This window comes from Cloacibacterium sp. DMC96 (assembly GCF_056313765.1).
On the sequence record NZ_JBQUZQ010000002.1, the window covers coordinates 658179 to 678755 of the forward strand.

Here is a 20577-nt window from a genome sequence, read left to right on the forward strand (position 1 = left end):
AGAAATTTCAGGGCTTTAAGATTTTGTAACAAAGTATGAGGTTCATCACTTTTCGACATTCTCAGATTTTGAAATCTTTTTCGGAAACATAAGAGTCGTCAGATTATACTTTACAAAATAAATTACGATTAAAATTCCCACGAATAAAGGCCAAAAATTCAGTAAGAAAACAAAAAATTTTTGCACGAAATAAAATCCGTTAAGGAGAGAAGATTTCGCTTCGTAGAAGAAATTGACTTGGTATTTATTGTCGTAAAATTGGGTGTTGGTAATGGCAATTTCGGCGATTCTTACTTTTGGTTCTTTAATGTAAATATCTACAGTACTGTACTTTATATTATCTGCAAGATTTAGATTTTCAATTTGTTGGGTATTGTTTTTCTCTTCGTTTTCTTCGGTGAGGTTTGCTTTCTTTTCATTGTTTTTCATTTGAGAAATCACTTCGCCCGTTTTATTGATTTTTTTCAATTCAAGTTCTGCAATTTTAGCATTGTTGGTTACATCTTCAGCCGAAATAATTCTGGTGTTCAAGAAAAGTTTTCGGTCATTTACAGAAGTGAGAAATGCGCCTAACTTTTCCGAAGGAACTCTTACTTGCATCTTATTGTAAGAATTGAATTTTCTGAGTAGAACCGCATTTTGGTCAGAAGTGTTATAGGTTTCTTCTTCGATAATTTGGCTTTGTAATTCACTTTTGGTAACAAATCCGCCGAGATTTTTCAGTGCATTTTCAATGTGAACAGTGGCTTCGTAAACGTCTGTTACTTCCATGCTGACTTCTGCAGTTTTTACAAATTTTTTGTCTGGAATTTGTTGAGAAGCGGCGTAAGAAACTTCATCATTTTGAACGGAAGTAGAATCTGCGGTTGCAACCGCACTTTCATATTGAGAATCTACACTTTCAGATTTTTGACAAGAAAATAATCCCGCTAAAATAAAGGTTGCGAAAACCAGTTTTTGAAATTTTGTGTTCATTGTTTAAGATTTTTGTGGTTAGACTTCCTCAAAGTTGAGCACAAGATTCTTGTAAAGTTTGTAAAAGTGGTTTTTTGTTTTTGTAAACTTGGTTTGCAATATAAGTTGCAGGATATCAGAGTTTTGTAAAAAAAAAACAACCCGCAAATTTGCGAGTTGCTTTCAATTTAATATGGATTTGTAAAATTATTTCTCAATCGCTAATTCCACTACTTCTTTCATGGTTTTCACGTAATGAACTTTCAGATTTTTAAGATAGTTTTGGTTGATTTCTAAAACATCTTTTCTGTTTTCTTCGCACAGAATCACTTCTTTAATTTCTGCTCTTACTGCGGCCAACAATTTTTCTTTAATTCCACCAACAGGAAGCACTTTTCCTCTTAAAGTAATTTCGCCAGTCATTGCTAAATGTGGTTTTACTTTTTTATTCAAATAACTAGAAACCATACTCGTTAGCATTGCAATTCCTGCACTTGGTCCATCTTTAGGAGTGGCACCTTCTGGAACGTGAACGTGAATGTTTTTATTTTCAATATCTTCTAAAGAAATGCCTAAACTTTCGTGTTTTGCTTTGATGTATTCTAGCGAAATGGTTGCAGATTCTTTCATTACATTTCCTAGATTTCCTGTCATGGTAAGATTGCCTTTTCCTTTGCTTAAAATGCTCTCTATGAATAAGATATCGCCGCCAACTGAAGTCCAAGCTAGGCCTGTAACTACACCTGGAACATCCATCATTTCTGAGAAGTTTTTAGACATCGGAACACCTAAGATTTCATCAATTTTCTGAATGGAAATTTTCGGGTCGTATTCTTTATTCATGGTAATTTGAAGCGCAACCCAACGAGAAATTTTGGCGATTTGTTTTTCTAAATTTCTTACACCGCTTTCTCTGGTGAAAGCTTCTACTACGTGTGCAATTTCTTTATTTCCTAGTTTATAAGCGTCTTTTTGTAGGCCAGTTTCTTCCATTTGTTTTTTTATCAAATGGCGTTTTGCGATTTCTACCTTTTCTTCAATCGTATATCCCGAAAGTTGGATGATTTCCATTCTGTCTAACAATGGCGTTTGAATAGTAGAAAGCGAATTGGCTGTTGCAATGAACATCACTTTTGACAAGTCGTACCCAATTTCTAAGAAGTTGTCATAGAAACTATGGTTTTGTTCTGGATCTAGAACTTCCAAAAGTGCAGAACTAGGATCGCCGTGAATTCCTTGTCCGAGTTTGTCTATTTCATCTAACACGATAACTGGATTAGATGTTCCCGCTTTTTTGATGGCTTGCAATAATCTTCCTGCCATTGCGCCGATGTAAGTTTTTCTGTGTCCACGGATTTCTGATTCATCATGGAGACCGCCCAAACTCATTCTTACATATTTTCTGCCAAGAGCATCTGCAATAGATTTTCCGAGGGAAGTTTTACCAACTCCAGGAGGCCCCACTAAACACAAAATCGGAGATTTCATATCGTTTTTCAATTTCAGAACCGCCATGTGTTCTAAAATTCTTTTTTTGATGTCTTCTAAACCGAAATGGTCTTTATTCAAGATTTTTTCCGCTTTTGGAATGTCAAAAATGTCTTTAGAATAAGAATTCCAAGGCAAATCTGTGAAGAAATCTAGATAATTTCTCTGTACGTTGTAATCTGGCGAATTAGGATTATGGCGCTGAAGTCTTTTCAGTTCTTTCTCGAAATGTTCCTGAATTTCTGGTTTCCAAGAAATTTTTTCTGCTTTTTTCTTCAGTTCATCTACATCGGTTTCGGTTCCACCGCCTAATTCTTCCTGAATGGTTTTAATTTGTTGGCTCAGGAAATATTCTCTCTGCTGTTTGTCTAAATCGCGAGAAGTTTTTTGATGAATTTGATTTTTCAGTTCTAATCTTCTGAAATCATCATGCATCAATTCGTAACATAATTCTGCACGCTTCATTAATGATTTTTCTTCCAGAAGTTTTTGTTTATTTTCCGAAGAGAAATTTGCATTTACGCAGATGAAATTCAGTAAATCTTCTTGTCCTTCAATATTTCTGATGGCAAAATTAGCTGCACCAGGAATATTAGGGTCTATTTCTATGATTTTAATTGCTAAATCCTTGATATTGTCTATCAAAGCTTCATATTCTTCTTTCTTTTTGGTAGAAGAATCTTTTAATTTTTCTATTTCTGCGGTGAAATAAGGTTCGGTTTCAATGAAGTTTTTCACTTTGAAACGCTGAACTCCTCTCGTTATTGCAGAAATATTACCATCAGGAAGTTTGATGATTTTAATGATTTTAGCAATAGTTCCTATTTGGTAAAGGTCTTTTTCAGTGGGATTTTCTTGTTGAGAGAGTTTTTGGCTCAAAATTCCTATCAGTTGACCATTTTTTTGTGCTTCTTCTAATAATTTAATAGACTTTTCTCTTCCCGCAGTGATTGGGATAACCACTTTCGGAAACATCACCATATTTCTAACGGGTAGAATCGGAAAAATCTCTTGTGCTTTTTCTTCTTTGGTTTGTTTTTCTTCGTTTGCTACGATGCTAAAATTTTCGTCTAAAAAATTTTCAAAAGCGATATCTTCTATTTCAATCATAATCTAAAAATTAGAATGACAATTTGTCATTTTTAAAGTATATAAATCAATTACCAAGACAAGATTCGAAATTTTCTTGCCTAAAATAAAGAGTACTGTAATCTTCGCAATAGCTATGCCAAGAGTTTTTATGGACAAATTTTCCTTTTTTTATTCTAGAAAACTGAACTGATTTTCAAAGTGGTGATGTATTATGAAATATTTACTAAATAGACTTCTGTAAAATCCTTTAAAAAAATAAATATAAACGAATGAAAATGAGTGATAAAATTTCTCTATTATCTTAAAATTATGTATTTTCGCACACTGATTTTAAATACTTATATATAAAATGTCAATTACAGCTTCAATAAGAAAGAGACCTTGGCTATTATTAGGAATGGTTGCGATAGGCTTACTTGCCTTTCTAGTAAATCCTGATAGTTTTGAAAAAATGTTTGGTAAAAATCCAAATATTCTCGGAAAGGTAAATGGTGTAGAAATCACTCGTGATGAATTTAATGACCAATTAAGTTTGTTACAACAACAATCTCAAGGGCAACCACAGCAAGGCTTAGAAGAACAGGCTTGGCAGATTTTGGTACAGTCTAAATTAATCGAACAACAGTTTGATAAAATGGGGTTAAAAATTACAGATGAAATTTTCTGGAATCAATTACAATTTGACCCAATGTTTTCTAAAGAACAGAATCCACAGAATTTTGACGAAAAAGGAAACTTCAAAGTTGCTGAAATTAAAAAGCAAATCGAAGAACTTAAAAATAGTGGAGACGTAAACCAATATAACGAATGGTTAAAAGCTAAAAAAGCTATACAATACAGAATGATGGCAAGACAGCTTTTTGCAAACGTTACTACAGGAATTACAGCCAACAAAAAAGAAGCTGCTGAATTAATGAAGCAAAGAGACGAAGTTGCTGATATAGACTTCGTGAAAATAGATTATGCTGCTTTTTCTGCAAAAAATCCAGTGAAAGTAACTACTGAAGATTTAGCAAACTACATCAAAAAACATCCAGTGATGTTTAAATCTGAAGCTGCTAGAAACTTAGGAATCGTTTATTTTCCTGCAAAACCAAGTGCAGCAGATGATGCTTTAGCACTTAAAGAAATCAACAAACTTTACAACGAAGGTGTAGATAATGGAAATGGCTTAGAAAGTTTCAAAAATACTCCGAACGATTCTATGTTCGTAGAATTAAACTCTGAAGCACAAATTAAATATTCATTTGTTTCTGACCAAGAAATTCCTCAAGAAGCACAAGCTTTTGTAAAAGGAGCTTCTGTAGGACAATTTTTTGGACCTTATAAATCTGGTGACAAATATTATGTGACCAAATTAGTAGGAAAGAGCAGTGCTACAATGCCTAAACACATTTTGTTTGCATACAAAGGCGCAATGAGAGCAGATGAAAAGCAAACAAGAACCAAAGAAGAAGCTAAAAAATTAGCAGATAGCATTGGTGCATTAGTAAAAGCTGATCCATTGAAATTCAACGAATATGTACAAATGTCTGATGAGCCAGGTGCTGCGCAAAGAGGAGGTATGTTAAGTTGGATTTTAGATAATGATAATAACTACGCAAAACCTTTCGGAGATTGGGTAAAAGGAAACGCAAAAGGAGCTGTAGGTGTAGTAGAAACTGATTTTGGTTATCATATTATTGTTAACGAAAATAAAATGCCAGTTTACAAAATTGCAAACTTAGCAAAAGACATCAGAGCTTCTAAAGAAACAGAAAACAAAGTATATACAGAAGCAAATACTTTCATTCAATCAGTTCAAGGGAAATCTTTCAATGATTTTGCAAACGGAGCGAAAAAGAAAAATTTCAATTTCCAAAATCCTAAATCTGTAAAAAGATTCCAAGGTCAAATCCAAGGTTTAGGTACAGATAAAGACGAAGAAATTTTAGCTTGGGCTTTCAATAAAGAAAGAGAAAAAGGAGAAACCAATATCTTTACTACTGGTAATGGTGACTACATCGTAGTGTACTTAAACGGTAAACAAGAAGCGGGAATTGCAGATCCAGAATCTGTAAGAGAACAAGTAGAACCAATTGTAAGAAACCAATTATTAGCGAAAAAAATTAGCGAAAAAATTACTGCAAGCAAAGCAACTAGTTTAGATGCAATCGCTAAATTATTTGGAACCACTAAACAATCTTCACAAGTAAGTTTATTCTCTCCATTTGTAGGAGGTGCTATGGAAGCTAAAGTTGCTGGAGCTGCATTTGGTATTAAAAAAGGTAAAATCTCTAAACCAGTAGAAGGTGCAACTGGAGTTTTTGTAGTGACTCAAAAAGCGGTTACGCTAAACAAACAACCAGGAGATGCTAAACAAATCATGCAAGCAATGCAACAGCAAGGTGCTCAAATGTTTAGCCAATCATTAATGAAGAGTTTACAAGACAATGCTAAAATAGAAGATTACAGAATTGAAGTATGGGATAAAACTTCTCAAGCTCAATAATTCTTCTCAAAAATATTTAAAAGCGACTTTTTCTAGAAAAAGTCGCTTTTTTTATAACATTATGCAGAAATATTGAAACTACCATTACTTCAAAAAGTAGTATATTTGCGCATAAAAATTCATAAAATTGTGAAATACACTAAAGAAATAAAAGCAGGTTTAATAGCACTTTTAGCTATTGTAGGATTCGTTATTCTTTTCCAGTTTATGAAGGGGAAAAGTTTCTTTACATCAGATAATATTTACTACGCAAAATTTGACAATGTAGACGGTTTAGAACAGTCTAATCCAGTTTCTATCAACGGTTTGAAAGTAGGACAGGTAGATAAAATCCTTCCTCAAACAGCTAAAGACGGAACCATTTATTTTGTGGTTAAAGTTTTAGTAGATAAAGGTTTTAATTTTTCTAAAAATTCTACTGTAGAAATCTTTGAACCGGGAATTATGTCTGGTAAACAAGCAAGAATTCATTTGGTTTATGATAAAGCACCTTTTGCTAAAGATGGAGACACTTTAAGAGGAACTTTCCAATCTTCTTTGATGGCAAGTTTATCTTCGCAAGTAGGTCCTGTAAAAGACCAAGTACAAAGCGTTCTTATGAAATTAGATTCTACAGTTGCGGCGACTAATAAAATCGTAGACGAACAAAACAGAAGAGAAATTAAAATACTTTTGGCAAACCTTAACCAAACGGTTGCTTCTTTCAAAAATACTTCTGACCAAACCAATAGATTATTGGCTTCTAGCCAAGGTAGAGTAGAGAATGTACTTGATAATGCTAATAAAACTATGATTTCTGCCAATGCTGCTGTTGAGAAATATGGAAAAGTTGCAGAAAGTATTGATACGAAACAGCTCAATCAAACAGTAGAAAGACTTTCGGAAGTTTCTAATAAACTTAATCAAGTGATTTCTGGGATTAATAATGGAGAAGGAAGCCTTGGTAAACTAGCTAAAGATGAGGAATTATACAATAACCTCAATAAAACTTCTCAGAACCTTAATAGTCTAATTTTAGACCTTAAAGAAAATCCTAAGCGATACATAAATATTTCTGTTTTTGGTAAGAAATAATTAACGTATTTTTGAAAAAGAGAAAAAAATAACTATGCAATATTTAGACAATATTTTATTCCTTGTTTTACTGATTGCTGGTTTCGGTCTGTTTTTTAAAAGTTTAAAAGAAATTTACCGAAATATAAAACTAGGAAGAGAAATCAATCGTTCTGATAACCCTTCAGAAAGATGGAAAACAATGGCGACTGTTGCTCTTGGGCAAAGCAAAATGAAAAAACGCCCAGTTGCAGCATTCTTGCACATGATTGTTTATGTAGGTTTCGTGATTATCAACATTGAATTGATTGAAATCATTGTAGATGGAATTTTCGGAACACACCGTTTCTTAGCTTCAATTTTTGGAGATACACTTTATGGAATTTTTACCGCTACATTAGAAGTTTTAGCTGCATTAGTAGTGATTGCTGTAGTAGCATTCTTCATCAGAAGAAATGGTCTTAAAATTCCTAGATTATCTTCTATCGACCTAAAAGGTTGGCCAAAAAATGATGCCAATTGGATTTTGGTGATAGAATTCTGCTTAATGATGGCGTTTTTCAAAATGAATGCAGCAGATTGGTTGCTTCAGCAAAATGGCGTTTTAGCAGCACACGGAAGTTTCCCAGTCTCATCTCATCTCATTGCACCGATTTTTCAATCTTTCGGTTTCAGTGATGAGTTTTTACATTTCATAGAAAGAGGAGCTTGGTGGTTCCACTTTGTAGGAATTTTGTTCTTCATGAACTATTTATATTATTCTAAACACCTTCACATCATTTTTGCATTCCCGAATACTTGGTATGCTAATTTGGAGAAAAAAGGTAAATTCAATAATTTAGAATCTGTAACTCAAGAAATCAAATTAATGATGGATCCTAATGCAGATCCTTATGCAGCGCAACCAGAAGGAGCAGAACCTCCAGCTAAATTTGGCGCTGAAGATATTTTTGATTTGAATCAAGTTCAGTTACTGAATGCCTATTCTTGTACAGAATGTGGTAGATGTACTGCAGTTTGTCCAGCAAATATTACAGGTAAAAAACTTTCGCCACGTAAAATTATGATGTCTACAAGAGACAGAGTAGAAGAAGTAGGCAAAAACATCAACAAAAACGGAAAATTCGTAGATGATGGTAAAAAACTCTTAAACGATTATATTACCAAAGAAGAATTATGGGCTTGTACAAGTTGTAATGCTTGTGTAGAAGCTTGTCCGGTATTGATTGACCCACTTTCAATTATTGTAGAAATGCGTAGATTCCTTGTAATGGAACAATCTGCTGCGCCACAGGAATTGAATATGATGATGACTAATATCGAAAACAATGCAGCACCTTGGCAATACAATCAAGCAGACAGATTAAATTGGGCAAACGAAAATTAATGTGACAATGAGATGATGTGTTGATGCGAAAATTAACACATCAGCAAATTAACAAATTAGCATATTTACAATATGGAATTCACTATAAAAACAATGGCAGAGTATGCTGCCGAAGGAAAATCTCCAGAAGTTCTTTTTTGGGTAGGTTGTGCAGGAAGTTTTGATGATAGAGCCAAAAAAATTACCAAAGCATTTGCTAAAATTTTAAATAAAGTAGGAGTAGAATTTGCTGTTCTTGGTCAAGAAGAATCTTGTACTGGTGATCCTGCAAAACGTGCCGGAAATGAATTTATTTTCCAGATGATGGCATTAACGAACATAGAAGTTTTAAACGCTTACGAAGTAAAGAAAATCGTAACGGCTTGTCCACACTGCTTCAATACTTTAAAAAACGAATATCCTAGTTTAGGTGGAAATTACGAAGTAATGCACCATACACAATTGCTTCAGCAATTGATGGAACAAGGAAGACTTAAAATTGAAGGAGGCGCTTTTAAAGGTAAAAAAATCACATTCCACGATCCATGTTATCTAGGAAGAGCGAATGATGAATATGAAGCTCCAAGAGTTCTTTTAGAAAAATTAGACGCAGAATTAGTAGAAATGAAACGTTGTAAAACCAACGGATTATGTTGTGGAGCTGGAGGTGCACAAATGTTTAAAGAACCAGAAAAAGGCAATAAAGACATCAATATCGAAAGAACAGAAGAAGCTCTTGCGCTTAATCCAAAAATTGTAGCAACAGGTTGCCCATTCTGTAACACGATGATGACCGATGGTGTAAAACACTTCAACAAAAATGAAGAAGTGGAGGTAAAAGACATCGTAGAGTTAATTGCTGAAGCTGAGGATTTGTAAATTAACATCAGATTTCGGATAATAGATTCCAGAATTTAAAATCTTACCTCTGAAATCTCAAATCTCATATCTAAAATTATGAAAATAGAAGAATCAACCATAGTAGAGACTAATGACTTCAAAGTCATTATTTATCCTGCTTCTAGAGCGTTAACTGCTAAAGAAGTAAAGGAAATTACGGAGAAATTGTATGATTTTCTTCCTACTTGGAATGCGCATGGGAAAGGCTTAACATCGTCTTTTAAAATAGACCACAAGCAGTTTATTATCATTACAGTAGACGAAGAAAAAGTACAGGCTTCTGGCTGTTCTATGGATTCTCTAAATGGTGTAATGAGAGAAATCGAGGCAGAATATCAATTAGGAATTTTTGACAGAATGAAAGCTTGCTACAAGGAAAATGGTGAAGTAAAAACCATGAAATTGACCGATTTTAGAACTGCGGTTAGAAATGGCGAAATTTCAGAAGAAGTAGAAGTTTTTGATTTTTCTAAAGACACTTACGTAAATTATTTATCAGACTTTTTACTTCCTTTCAAGCGAAGTTGGGCTGGTTTTATCAAATAAAATTCAATAGAGTCGGACTTTAGTCCGACTTTTTTATTTCAAACTTCAATTTGACTTTGTCAAAATCTATTTCCTAGAAAGTTTTCTTTAAATTTGTATAAAACTATCTGTTTGAGCATTCATACACGACATAAAATTCTTTTCATTTCGTCTTGGTTTCCTAATAAACTTGAACCTACGAATGGAAACTTTGTGCAGCGTCATGCAGAAGCTGTTTCATTGTTTCATGATGTGGAAGTTCTTCATGCAATTGGTGATTTTAACCAAAAAGAGAAATTCGTTTTTGATGATGAAATGATCAATGGAATCAGAACGCTGATTGTTTATTACAAAAATTCCAAAAATCCTTTGCAGAATTTTTTGAGAAGAATGAAAGCTTATCAATTGGGTTTCAAAAAAATGCAAAAACCAGATTTAGTTCACGGAAATGTTCTTCATAACAACATGCTTTTTGCAGTCTCCCTAAAAAGAAAATACGGAATTCCGTTTGTGATTTCAGAGCATTGGTCGGTTTTTCAAGAGCAAAATCATCATAAAATTTCTAAATCGGCTCGTTTTTTAGCAAAAAAAATCGCAGAAAAAGCATCTTTCATTCTTCCTGTTACCGAAAATTTAATTTCGGGTTTGCAAAAATTAGGAATTAATACTCCTATGAAAGTGGTAGGAAATGTGGTAGATACAGATTTGTTTTCGCCAAAATTTGAAAAGTCAGAAAAGTTCACTTTTCTACATATTTCGAATCTTATTTCGCTAAAAAATCCTGAAAAAATCATCAAAGCAGCGATAGATTTACATCAAATAAATCCCTATTTTGAATTACAAATTGGTGGTGATGGCGATTTGAAACCTTTACAAAAAATGATTCACCTGAATAATTCAGAAAGTTATATTAAAACTTTCGGAATGCTTAGTTTAGAACAGGTTTCAGAAAAAATGAATGCTGCGAATTGTTTTGTACTTTTCAGTGATTATGAAAATCAGCCATGTGTGATTTTAGAAAGTTTAGCTTCTGGAATTCCTGTTATTGCCACAAAAGTGGGTGGAATACCTGAATTATTAAATGAAAAAAGAGGTGTTTTAATAGAGAAAAATGATAGTCATGCTTTATTAGAAACCATGAAAAATGTACTACAGAAAAATGTAGCACTAGAATCTTCTGAAAATTTAAGAAAATACGTATTAGAAAATTTCTCTAAGTCCGTAATCGCCGAAAAATTTTCTGAAATTTATAATCAAGTTTTATCATGAGAAAGGGATTTTCGGTAAGAATTTTCAATGGAGAAATAGAATCTTTTTGTAGATTTCAAGAAGGGTTATTTGATAATGTGATTATAGAAGATGAACGTTTTCTCATCGCTATAGAAGGGGTAATTCTCAATAAAAAATCACTTTGCCAGGAATTTGCCTCATCAAATTTTAATGACTTAGTTCTTGATTTATTCAAGCAAAAAAAACAACATTTTTTTGCACTTTTAGAAGGTGAATTTTCAGGGTTCATTATAGATAAAAGTGAAAAAACAGTGTTCGCGTTTACTAATGTCACTTCTACACAAAAGGTCTTTTATTATCGTTCAAAGGATTTAATTCTCATTGACACCTCTATTAAAAATATTGTGGAGAATTTAAAATCCAATAATATTCAATTCCAAATTGATGTAGAAAGTATTTACCAAATGCTGGCTTTTACCAATATTATTGAAAATAAAACACCAATAAAGAATATTTTTAAAATTTATGATGCATCTTATATAAAAGTTGATGCAGAAAATTTATCTATAAAAGAAGAGCAATATTTTAATGTAGAAGCAGAGAGATTTTTAGGAAGCAAAAATGAAGCAATTGATACCATTGACGAAATTTTTTCAAAATCGATTGCGTTAGAATATGAAAAAGATGATGAACTAGGCAAAAATCATTTTTCTCTTTTAAGTGGAGGTTTAGACAGTAGAGTTGCCGTTTTATATGCGGAAAAATTGCAGCTAAATCCCAATAAAGTTTTTTGTTTTTCGCAGAGCAATTATTTAGACGAAACCATTTCTAGAAAAATTGCAGAGAAATTTAATTTTGATTACCATTTTGCTCCATTAGATGGAGGGATTTTCTTGAAAAATATAGATAAAATGGTTTCTATTTCTGAAGGAATGGTTTTATATACGGGTTCTATTCATGTAGACTTTGCAATGCAGCAGTTTTATCAGGAACAATTTGGGCTTATTCATTCTGGGCAAATTGGTGATGGCGTTTTAGGTGGATTTAACATGATTCCCGATGTACAAAAACCTACCAACAAGAAAATAGTAGTCAATAGTCTTTTTTTGCCAAAAGTTTCCGAAAATTTAGATAAAATAAAATCTCAATATGAGAGAGAAGAGCTTTTTTATCTCAGGAATATCGCTTTTAACAGAGCGGTTTTTGGAGGTCAAGTGTTCCAACAGTTCTCGTATCAGACTTCTCCTTTTATGACAAAAGATTTTATGAGTTTCGCTGTAAGTTTGCCAGAAAAATGGAAATTTAATCATCGATTTTACTTAGAATGGATTAAAGAACATTGCAAAGAGGCGACTCTGTTTAAATGGGAACGAACCATGATGAAACCCAATGCTCATTGGAAAACGACTCTTGGAGATCATTTTAGCAAAAGATTGGTGAATGTTTTTTATAATAAAATTTTCGGAAAGGAATATAAAATAAGCATGTATCCGTATCAATATTATTTTGATTCAAGTTCAGAAACTCAGTCTTTTTATAATGATTATTTTCAATCAAATATTGAACTTTTAGATGATTATAAAGAACTTCAAAAAGATATTTTAGAATTATTTCATCATAAAGATTTCTTCTCCAAATCTTCTGCAGTCAATATTTTAGCTATTTTTAAATATTATTTGTCGTAAATGAAGAGTCTTCAAGAATTTTTGCAGAATTTTTTTAAAAATAAAGGTCAATATGTATTTCTTTCACTATTGATTACAAAAATCTGTGGATTTATTTCGTCTATTGCGGTGATAAGAATGCTTCCGCAAAGTGATTTTGGAATGATGACGATTGTGGCTTCTGTTTTTGCCATTTTTGCAACTTTTAGTGGATTTGGTTCTGCGCAAGGATTTTTAAGATTCGGTGCCATTGCAGAACAAGCAGAAGAAAAAGAAAAACTTCATCTGCATTTTTTTCTTCAAGGATTTTTATATCATTTAATTCTTTCTGTTCTGTTTATTCTTTCGAGCATTTTTTTCGTTCAGAAATACGGTGATGTTTTGCTGATTTTTATATTTTTCACCGTTCGGCTGATTGGTTTTTATTTTTTCAATCACATACAGTCTTACTTTAGAGTGTATCATGATAACAAGAACTTTGCTCGAGTGAATAATGTGGTTAATGTTTTTGGACTGATTTTAATTATTATTTTAACTTACTTTTTCGGGTTAAAAGGTTATTTATTGGCTATTTCACTTGCTCCATTTTTATCTTTATTCTGGTTTTTTAAATATAAAATTCTAAACTTTCAGAGAATAAAACTTCAGAAAAAAGAACTTTGGAGTTATTCGTTTCATGCTGTTTTTACTGCTTTTTTATCAGATTTATTATTTTCTTTAGATATTTTACTTCTAGGATTTTTATTAAACGAAAATGCGGTAGCAGATTATAAAGTAGCAATTATTTTGCCTTCCAATTTTACCTTTTTGGCAGTATCTATGTTACAAGCAGATTTTCCTAAAATTGCAAAAAACGCTTATAATCAATTATTTGTAAAAGATTATATTTCGAATTACTATAAAATTTTCATTCCGATTTGTTTAGTCATTTTTGGAATGTCATTTTTCTTTGCCAAAGAAATTTTAACGCTATTTTTCTCATCTCAATATGGTAATGAAACCCAAGTGTTTTTAATTTTGGTCATAACATTTTTAATGAATATGTTATTTAGAAATTTATTTGGGAATTTACTTTCTGCAGTGGGAGAAATGAAGAAAAATACCATCATTTCTATATTTTCGTTGATTGTTTTGGCGATTTCTGCTTTTATTTTAGTCCCAAAATTTCAAATTTTAGGAATGGGAATCAGTGTTTTTTTAGCGATGAGTTTTTCGGGATTTCTTGGGATGTTTTTTTTCTGGAAGTATTTTAAAAAATTAGGTTAGAAAAATTATCTTTGCAATATGAAGTTCAGCAGATTAATCATTTTAGGGATTTTAATTTTTCTTAGCTCTTGTAGAGGAGAAGATGAAAGTGACTTGCAGAAAATAGACCAAGTTCTTAATATTTACATCAAAAACGCTGCTGGGAAAGATTTGCTCAACACCAATATTCCTGGAGGTTTTACCGCTGTGAGAGCCCAGGATTTAAATGCAGATAGAGCTTTGCAAGAGATTGCAGGAATTTCTGTCAAAAAAGACCAAGACACGATTGCTTATGTAGATTACGCAACTGGTGCAGTTAGAATTTTAAAAGATTCTATTTCGGCAAGTCAAAAAACGTATCAGTCTGATTTTTACATCAATCTTTCTAAAATTGTAAATAAAGAAACGGTAACAGATGTAGACACCGTAAAAGTAGAGTACAATTGGTCTCCTAACTTGTTTCAAGTCTCCAAAGTTTGGTATAACAATAAACTTTCGTTTTCTAAAGTGGAAGGACAGCCAAACATCATTCATATCGTAAAATAATTCCGTAAATTTGCATAAATCATTAAAATTTGAGTTTTATTTCAGACTCAAATCTTAACTCTCAAACCAAATAAGATGTTACAAGTAAGTTTTTTGCGCGACGAAAAAGAACGCGTTTTAGAGGGTCTTAAAAAAAGAAATTTTAAGCATTTAGAATTGGTAGATGAAGCTATCCAATTAGATGACGAACGTAAAAAAACACAACAAGAATTAGACTCGCAATTGGCTGAAATCAATAAAATTTCTAAAGAAATAGGAATTTTAATGAAAGAAGGTAAAAAAGAAGAAGCCGAAGCTGCTAAATCTAAAACGGCTCAATACAAAGAGTCTTCCAAAGAACTTACTACAAAACTTTCGGAAATAGAAACTTCTTTGCTTAATATTTTATACCAAATTCCTAATATTCCTTACCATTTGGTAAAACCTGGTGTTTCTGCAGATGATAATGAAATCGTTTATCAATCTCACGAAGTTCATGGATTGGGAGAAGGAGCAATTCCGCATTGGGAATTGGCAAAGAAATATAATTTGATTGATTTTGAATTAGGAGTTAAAATCGCGGGTGCAGGTTTCCCAGTTTATTTAGGAAAAGGAGCGAGATTACAAAGAGCTTTGGTTCAATATTTCTTAGATAAAAATACAGATGCTGGTTATTTAGAAGTTAATCCACCTCATGTAGTAAACGAAGCTTCTGGTTATGGAACTGGACAATTGCCTGACAAAGAAGGTCAAATGTATCATGTAGGAATTGATGATTTATATTTAATTCCAACTGCAGAAGTTCCTGTAACGAATATTTACAGAGATGTGATTTTAGAAGAAAAAGATTTGCCAATTAAGAATACTGCTTTCTCACAATGTTATAGAAGAGAAGCGGGAAGTTATGGTGCTCATGTTCGTGGTTTGAATAGATTGCACCAATTCGAAAAAGTAGAAATTGTAAGAATAGAAAAGCCAGAAAATTCTTATGCAGCTTTAGAAGAAATGGTAGCTCACGTAAAATCTATTTTAGAGGATTTGGAATTGCCTTTCAGAATTTTAAGATTGTGTGGAGGAGATCAAGGTTTCACTTCTGCGATGACTTATGATTTCGAAGTATGGAGTGCGGCTCAAGAAAAATGGTTAGAAGTTTCTTCTGTTTCTAATTTTGAAACTTTCCAAGCGAATCGTTTAAAATGTAGATTCAAAGGTGACGAGAAAACGCAATTAGCTCATACATTAAACGGTTCTGCAATGGCTTTACCAAGAATTATGGCAGCTTTATTAGAAAACAATCAAGTAGAAGGCGGAATTAAGTTACCGAAAAAAGTAGCGGAATACGCTAGATTTGAGATGATTGATTAAAGGCTTTCTGCATTCAGCAAACAGCTTTCAGTATAAAAAACCACCGAAATTTCGGTGGTTTTTGTTTTATTCTGTAATGATGATTACTTTTTTGTCCTTTTCGTTGAGTTTTAAACTTTCGTCAAGAAGTTGTTCAAAAGAGAAAGACATATCAATGGTATAATCGTCTATTTTCTTTACCCAATCGTGTTTTCCTTGAATGGATTTGATTTTGGTTTCAAACTTAATTTTGTTGTTGAATTTAGTATTAAACATCTTCATCATAGCAAGTGCAGATTCTGCTTCTGCTTTAGCTGAATCCGTTTTAGCTTCAAAAGTCATTTCTTTTTTTAAGGTTTCAGAAAAAGTTTGAGGATTAAAATATTCTGTATCTAATGTTAATGTTTTCCCGTCCCAAATGGTGTTGTCAGAACTTGTGGCGCTTATAAAATTGCTTTTTTTAGATGTTCTAGAGAAATTTTTGATTTCCTCTGGAGTTAATCTATCCATTTTAAAAGCAATTCCCGTCATTTCATTATTTTCAAAATTAGATTTTACAAACATTTTTTTCATTATTTGAATGCTGTCTTTGTCTTTAGTCATTGGGATTCCCTTTTTTTCTGAATCTTCTTGCATGATTTCGTACATGTTTTTCCAATTTTTTGGGAAAAGTTCAAAATTCTTAAATTTATTATCAGAATTTGCAGAATCGCCACCCATGTTTTTTGCCATTCCTAACAATTCTTTCATGTCAATATTCATTAAAATGCTGGTGGTTTTATCTTGATGATAAGTGGTAACAGAATCTACAGCACAAGCTTGGAGAATAATAGCCAATAGTGGAATTAGCCAAAAAGTAAATTTTTTAAGCATAGATTTGATTTTAAAATTCTGAGCTAAAAGTAAGAAAAATTAGTGACAGTTTTCGTCTGAAGTTTTCTCTGAGTTCATTTTCTTTTCTACCTTCAAAGCTTCTTTTTTAGGAGAGATGTAAGGAATACCTAATTCTAGACCTCTTAGAATGAATAAACCTCCTAAAATGAGCATGATAATTGGTACAATCTTAAGAATTTTGTTTCGAAGAGCCGTGTTAATTAGATTTCCGAAAAGAACAGTGGCAAACATGAACGGAAATGTTCCCAAACCAAAAATAGCCATAAAACTTGCACTTTGCCAAATTCCGCCTGCTGCTAAACTTGCTGTAAGAGCCATATAAACCATTCCACAAGGAAGAAGTCCGTTTAATAATCCTGTTAAAAATCGAGATGAATAATCAGATTTTTGTAAAAATTTTCCGAGATTGATTTTAACTTTGAGTAAAGCATTATTAATGGCTGGAATTTTAGAAGCAAAATCCCCTCCGAAAGAGAAAAGTGCCATAATCATCAATAAAACTCCAGCAAAAATGCTGATGTATTGCTGAATTCCTGCGAGCTGAAAACCTTCGCCTACAATTCCTACAAAGGCTCCTAAAATAGAATAAGTGAGAATTCTGCCGAATTGATAAGTAAGATTTTGAAGATGGAAATTAACTTGTTGTTTTTTAGACAATCCTAGCGAAAGCGCAATGGGACCGCACATTCCTATACAGTGGAATCCGCTTGCAAAACCTAAACCTAGTGCCGCTAAAATAAGGGTTATTTCCATTCTACGTCATAATCTACTTGGTAATCTTTTTGGTCTTTAGTCCATAAAACTTTTAGCGTATAAGAACCAGGAATCATAAAATTCTTTGGAATTAAAAAGCTATTATCAGCATCTAGTTGTACAGAACCTGTTTTGTCTTGGGTTTTGTCATTGGTTCTGTATAAATAGTACTCTATTTTAGCATTTTCATTGTTGATATCTTTAGGGAAAGCAATTCTAATTCCGTAAGGCAACTGTGCATATTGAGGTTTTGCAGTTAAAGTTGCAGCATTATTTTTAGCATCTATCACTTTTTGATAAGATAATTCGTCTTCATAATAATTTTCGGTAACCAACTCAGAATTCTGTTTACCAATTGGAAAAATGAAAATTAAATACAAAATAAAGGATATAAAAAGTCCTAAAGCGACTACTATACCATGTCCCCAAGTGAATTTCATTAAAAATATTTTTTAAAAAATTAGAATTGTAACTTAAATGGACCTTCAAAATTAGTTTCGAAAGTGTCTAAAAGTTTTCCTTTAGAATCATAAACGCCAAAAGTAACAATTAATTTTGGTTGGTTGACTTCTTTTTCAGGGAAACTTACATTTACAGTTCCTTTGGTGATTTTGTCACGTTTTAGAGCGATAGTACTGTTTCCACTGAAAATAACTTCACCATGTGTTGGTTTAATTACTTTAATGGTAACCATTTTATCGTCATTGGTTTTGTTTAGAAGAGTGTAATTGTAGGTATTATTAATTTTTCCGTCTTTCACATAGAAAGAACTTCCCGCTGGTTTTATGAATTTAGCTTCTAAACCACCTCTGTTGTTTAATAAATAACCTAAAACACCTACTAATGCTAATAGAACAAGCGAGTACGCTTTCATTCTATTCGTAAATTTGAATTTTTCTTCTTTTTCGATTTCGTCTTCTGTAGCGTAACGAATAAGACCTGTAGGTAAACCTGTTTTAATCATTACTTCATCACAAGCATCAATACACATAGTACAGTTGATGCATTCTAACTGTTGACCATTTCTGATGTCAATACCAGTAGGACAAACAACTACACACTGATTACAATCGATACAATCTCCTTTTCCCTCGGCTTTTCTGTCTTCGCCTTTTCTCCATTTTGCTCTGTTTTCTCCTCTTTTATAATCGTAGAAAACGTTTACGGTTTCTTTGTCAATCAATACACCTTGTAATCTACCATAAGGACAAACGAGTGTACAAACTTGCTCTCTAAACCAAGCAAAAACAAAGTAAAATAATCCAGTGAAAATTACCATTACAATGAAATTCGTAGGGTATTCTACCGGGCCTCCTTTCATAATTTTCAGCGTGTCTTCTACGCCTACGATGTACATGAACATCCAGTGAGTAATGATAAGTGAGATTACAACATAAACAAACCATTTCAAACTTTTTTTCCAGATTTTTTCTGCATTCCAAGGTTGACTGGCTAATCTAATTTGTTTGTTTCTATCTCCTTCAATCCAAAATTCTATTTTACGGAAAACCCCTTCCATAAAAATAGTTTGTGGACAAATCCATCCACAGAATATTCTACCGAAAATTACGGTAAAAAGAATAATAAAAACAAGAGAGGTAATTGCTCCTAATGCAAGAATAAAGAAGTCTTGCGGATAGAATGGTTGCCCGAAAATAAAAAATTCTCTATCGATAATATTTATTTTGAGCATTGCATTTCCATTTATTTTAAGAAATGGAGTAATAAAGAAAATGGCTAATAAAATGAACGTGACAATATCTCTGTAATTGGTAAATTTCCCTTTTGGTTTTTTAGGATATACCCATTTTCTAGAACCCGTTTGTTCTATAGTTGCAACAGAATCTCTGAAGGTTTCTGCATGAATTACTTGACCAGCGCCAAATTGTTCTTCTTTATTAGCCATTTTTGTATGTTATTTATTATAAAAACTAACTTTTCATATTTTCTTTTATAACAAATATAATTTTTTTAATTTATTTTTCCCAATTTGCCTTGGTTCCTTGTGGAGCAGCTCCACCAGCAGCATCTGGCATTTCTTGGTTAATGTGGTAGATGTATGCAGCTACTTTTTCGATGTCGTTACCGTTAAGAACTCCATTTTTACCGAAAGCTTGCATTGCAGGATTATTTGGACTACCATTTTCAACCATGTGGAATACATTTTTGAATAATGTTTTTTCTGGTTGATTGATCCAGAAATCATCTGTTAAGTTTGGTCCAATTCCTCCTTTTCCACCTTCTTGGTGACAAGACACGCAGTTTGTTTTGAAGATTTGTTCTCCTTCTGCAATATTATCTGCATTGTATTTTGCAGTTTCGATAGTCGCTTTAGGAGTAACCGCGTCATAAGCTGCGATATCTGCTAATTGCTGTTTGTGCTCTGCTTCATATTCTTTGTCTGGGTGAGCAAAATCTGAAACTGAGTATGCAATTAAATAAACTACTGCATAAATTACGCCAAAATAAAATAGACCTAACCACCATTTTGGTAATTGATTATCTAATTCTTTGATGCCATCAAAACCGTGGTCAATAAGGATGTCTTTTTCTTCAACATCTGATTGTTTTTTGAAAGCACTATCATATAATCTTTTGAAATATGGTATTTCTTTTTCTTTTAAGAAAGTTGCTTTTTCTGCATCTGTCATTTGCTTGAATCTTTCGTTTTCAGCTAATGCACCGATTGCATTAAAAATGTATGCTAAAACAATACCTATTACAATAGTTCCCCAGAAATAAGGAGAAGATAGGAAAGAGGTATTTTGTATAAACATGTAGAATAAAAATACTAAGATAAATAATATTGCTACTATGTTTACAAGTACGGGTGTTCTATGTTTCATGACTCTTGTTTTTTAGAACTTTTAATTGTTATGATCATCTTCTAAAGGAGCTCTTTCAACTTCGCTGTAGTGTTTTTTCGGTCTAGAAAGAACGTATAACACAGTGCTGATGAAAAATATGATAAAGATAATCATAGACAATGTTTGGTAGATTCCTGCATTATCTATATTTGCTAAGATATCTTTTATATTACTTGGTATCATATT

General features: G+C 32.5%; 18 protein-coding genes. 10 read left to right on the forward strand and 8 right to left on the reverse strand.

Going from position 1 to position 20577, the window contains the following annotated elements:
• Nucleotides 1-45 precede the first annotated feature (45 nt).
• A complete protein-coding gene (locus tag ACT53I_RS12005) occupies nucleotides 46-975 on the reverse strand; it encodes a DUF4349 domain-containing protein (RefSeq protein WP_476079833.1) in 930 nt (309 codons plus the stop codon).
• A gap of 186 nt (nucleotides 976-1161) precedes the next feature.
• Nucleotides 1162-3552 (reverse strand): endopeptidase La, encoded by a 2391-nt coding sequence (gene lon / locus ACT53I_RS12010; protein WP_476079834.1) that lies wholly within the window; start codon nucleotides 3550-3552, stop codon nucleotides 1162-1164.
• A 331-nt stretch (nucleotides 3553-3883) separates the two neighbouring features.
• Here lon and ACT53I_RS12015 point away from each other — a divergent pair, with 331 nt between their 5' ends.
• The 10 genes from ACT53I_RS12015 (at nucleotide 3884) to serS (ending at nucleotide 15898) form a co-directional block, all read left to right on the forward strand.
• Nucleotides 3884-6025 (forward strand): SurA N-terminal domain-containing protein, encoded by a 2142-nt coding sequence (locus ACT53I_RS12015; protein ID WP_476079835.1) that lies wholly within the window; start codon nucleotides 3884-3886, stop codon nucleotides 6023-6025.
• A 129-nt stretch (nucleotides 6026-6154) separates the two neighbouring features.
• Nucleotides 6155-7099, forward strand: a complete 945-nt coding sequence (locus ACT53I_RS12020) for an MlaD family protein (RefSeq protein ID WP_476079897.1) — start codon at nucleotides 6155-6157, stop codon at nucleotides 7097-7099.
• Nucleotides 7100-7133: 34 nt separating this feature from the next.
• Nucleotides 7134-8465 (forward strand): 4Fe-4S dicluster domain-containing protein, encoded by a 1332-nt coding sequence (locus ACT53I_RS12025; protein WP_476079836.1) that lies wholly within the window; start codon nucleotides 7134-7136, stop codon nucleotides 8463-8465.
• A gap of 72 nt (nucleotides 8466-8537) precedes the next feature.
• A complete protein-coding gene (locus ACT53I_RS12030) occupies nucleotides 8538-9323 on the forward strand; it encodes a (Fe-S)-binding protein (protein ID WP_476079837.1) in 786 nt (261 codons plus the stop codon).
• A gap of 78 nt (nucleotides 9324-9401) precedes the next feature.
• Nucleotides 9402-9890, forward strand: coding sequence for a hypothetical protein (locus ACT53I_RS12035; protein ID WP_213190390.1), 489 nt, complete (start codon nucleotides 9402-9404; stop codon nucleotides 9888-9890).
• A 111-nt stretch (nucleotides 9891-10001) separates the two neighbouring features.
• The gene (locus tag ACT53I_RS12040; protein ID WP_476079838.1) at nucleotides 10002-11138 is read left to right on the forward strand and encodes a glycosyltransferase; all 1137 of its coding nucleotides are present in this window, start codon (nucleotides 10002-10004) and stop codon (nucleotides 11136-11138) included.
• Nucleotides 11135-12784, forward strand: coding sequence for an asparagine synthase-related protein (locus ACT53I_RS12045; protein WP_476079839.1), 1650 nt, complete (start codon nucleotides 11135-11137; stop codon nucleotides 12782-12784). Before ACT53I_RS12040 ends, ACT53I_RS12045 begins: the two co-directional genes overlap by 4 nt.
• Nucleotides 12785-14029 (forward strand): oligosaccharide flippase family protein, encoded by a 1245-nt coding sequence (locus ACT53I_RS12050; RefSeq protein WP_476079840.1) that lies wholly within the window; start codon nucleotides 12785-12787, stop codon nucleotides 14027-14029.
• 18 nt (nucleotides 14030-14047) lie between these two features.
• Complete coding sequence (locus tag ACT53I_RS12055; RefSeq protein ID WP_476079841.1) at nucleotides 14048-14554, forward strand: hypothetical protein; 507 nt, start codon at nucleotides 14048-14050, stop codon at nucleotides 14552-14554.
• A gap of 75 nt (nucleotides 14555-14629) precedes the next feature.
• On the forward strand, nucleotides 14630-15898 hold the full coding sequence (gene serS, locus ACT53I_RS12060; protein WP_476079842.1) for a serine--tRNA ligase: 1269 nt from the start codon (nucleotides 14630-14632) through the stop codon (nucleotides 15896-15898).
• A gap of 66 nt (nucleotides 15899-15964) precedes the next feature.
• Here serS and ACT53I_RS12065 read toward each other — a convergent pair whose 3' ends face one another.
• The 6 genes from ACT53I_RS12065 to ACT53I_RS12090 form a co-directional block, all read right to left on the reverse strand.
• On the reverse strand, nucleotides 15965-16750 hold the full coding sequence (locus tag ACT53I_RS12065; RefSeq protein WP_476079843.1) for a hypothetical protein: 786 nt from the start codon (nucleotides 16748-16750) through the stop codon (nucleotides 15965-15967).
• Nucleotides 16751-16789: 39 nt separating this feature from the next.
• Nucleotides 16790-17524 (reverse strand): sulfite exporter TauE/SafE family protein, encoded by a 735-nt coding sequence (locus ACT53I_RS12070; RefSeq protein ID WP_476079844.1) that lies wholly within the window; start codon nucleotides 17522-17524, stop codon nucleotides 16790-16792.
• Nucleotides 17515-17964, reverse strand: a complete 450-nt coding sequence (locus tag ACT53I_RS12075) for a FixH family protein (RefSeq protein ID WP_476079845.1) — start codon at nucleotides 17962-17964, stop codon at nucleotides 17515-17517. Before ACT53I_RS12075 ends, ACT53I_RS12070 begins: the two co-directional genes overlap by 10 nt.
• A gap of 20 nt (nucleotides 17965-17984) precedes the next feature.
• Complete coding sequence (gene ccoG, locus ACT53I_RS12080; RefSeq protein WP_476079846.1) at nucleotides 17985-19430, reverse strand: cytochrome c oxidase accessory protein CcoG; 1446 nt, start codon at nucleotides 19428-19430, stop codon at nucleotides 17985-17987.
• Between the two features lie 70 nt (nucleotides 19431-19500).
• Nucleotides 19501-20370, reverse strand: coding sequence for a cbb3-type cytochrome c oxidase N-terminal domain-containing protein (locus ACT53I_RS12085; protein ID WP_424305174.1), 870 nt, complete (start codon nucleotides 20368-20370; stop codon nucleotides 19501-19503).
• A gap of 21 nt (nucleotides 20371-20391) precedes the next feature.
• Nucleotides 20392-20574 (reverse strand): cytochrome C oxidase Cbb3, encoded by a 183-nt coding sequence (locus ACT53I_RS12090; protein ID WP_074650864.1) that lies wholly within the window; start codon nucleotides 20572-20574, stop codon nucleotides 20392-20394.
• Nucleotides 20575-20577 lie beyond the last annotated feature (3 nt).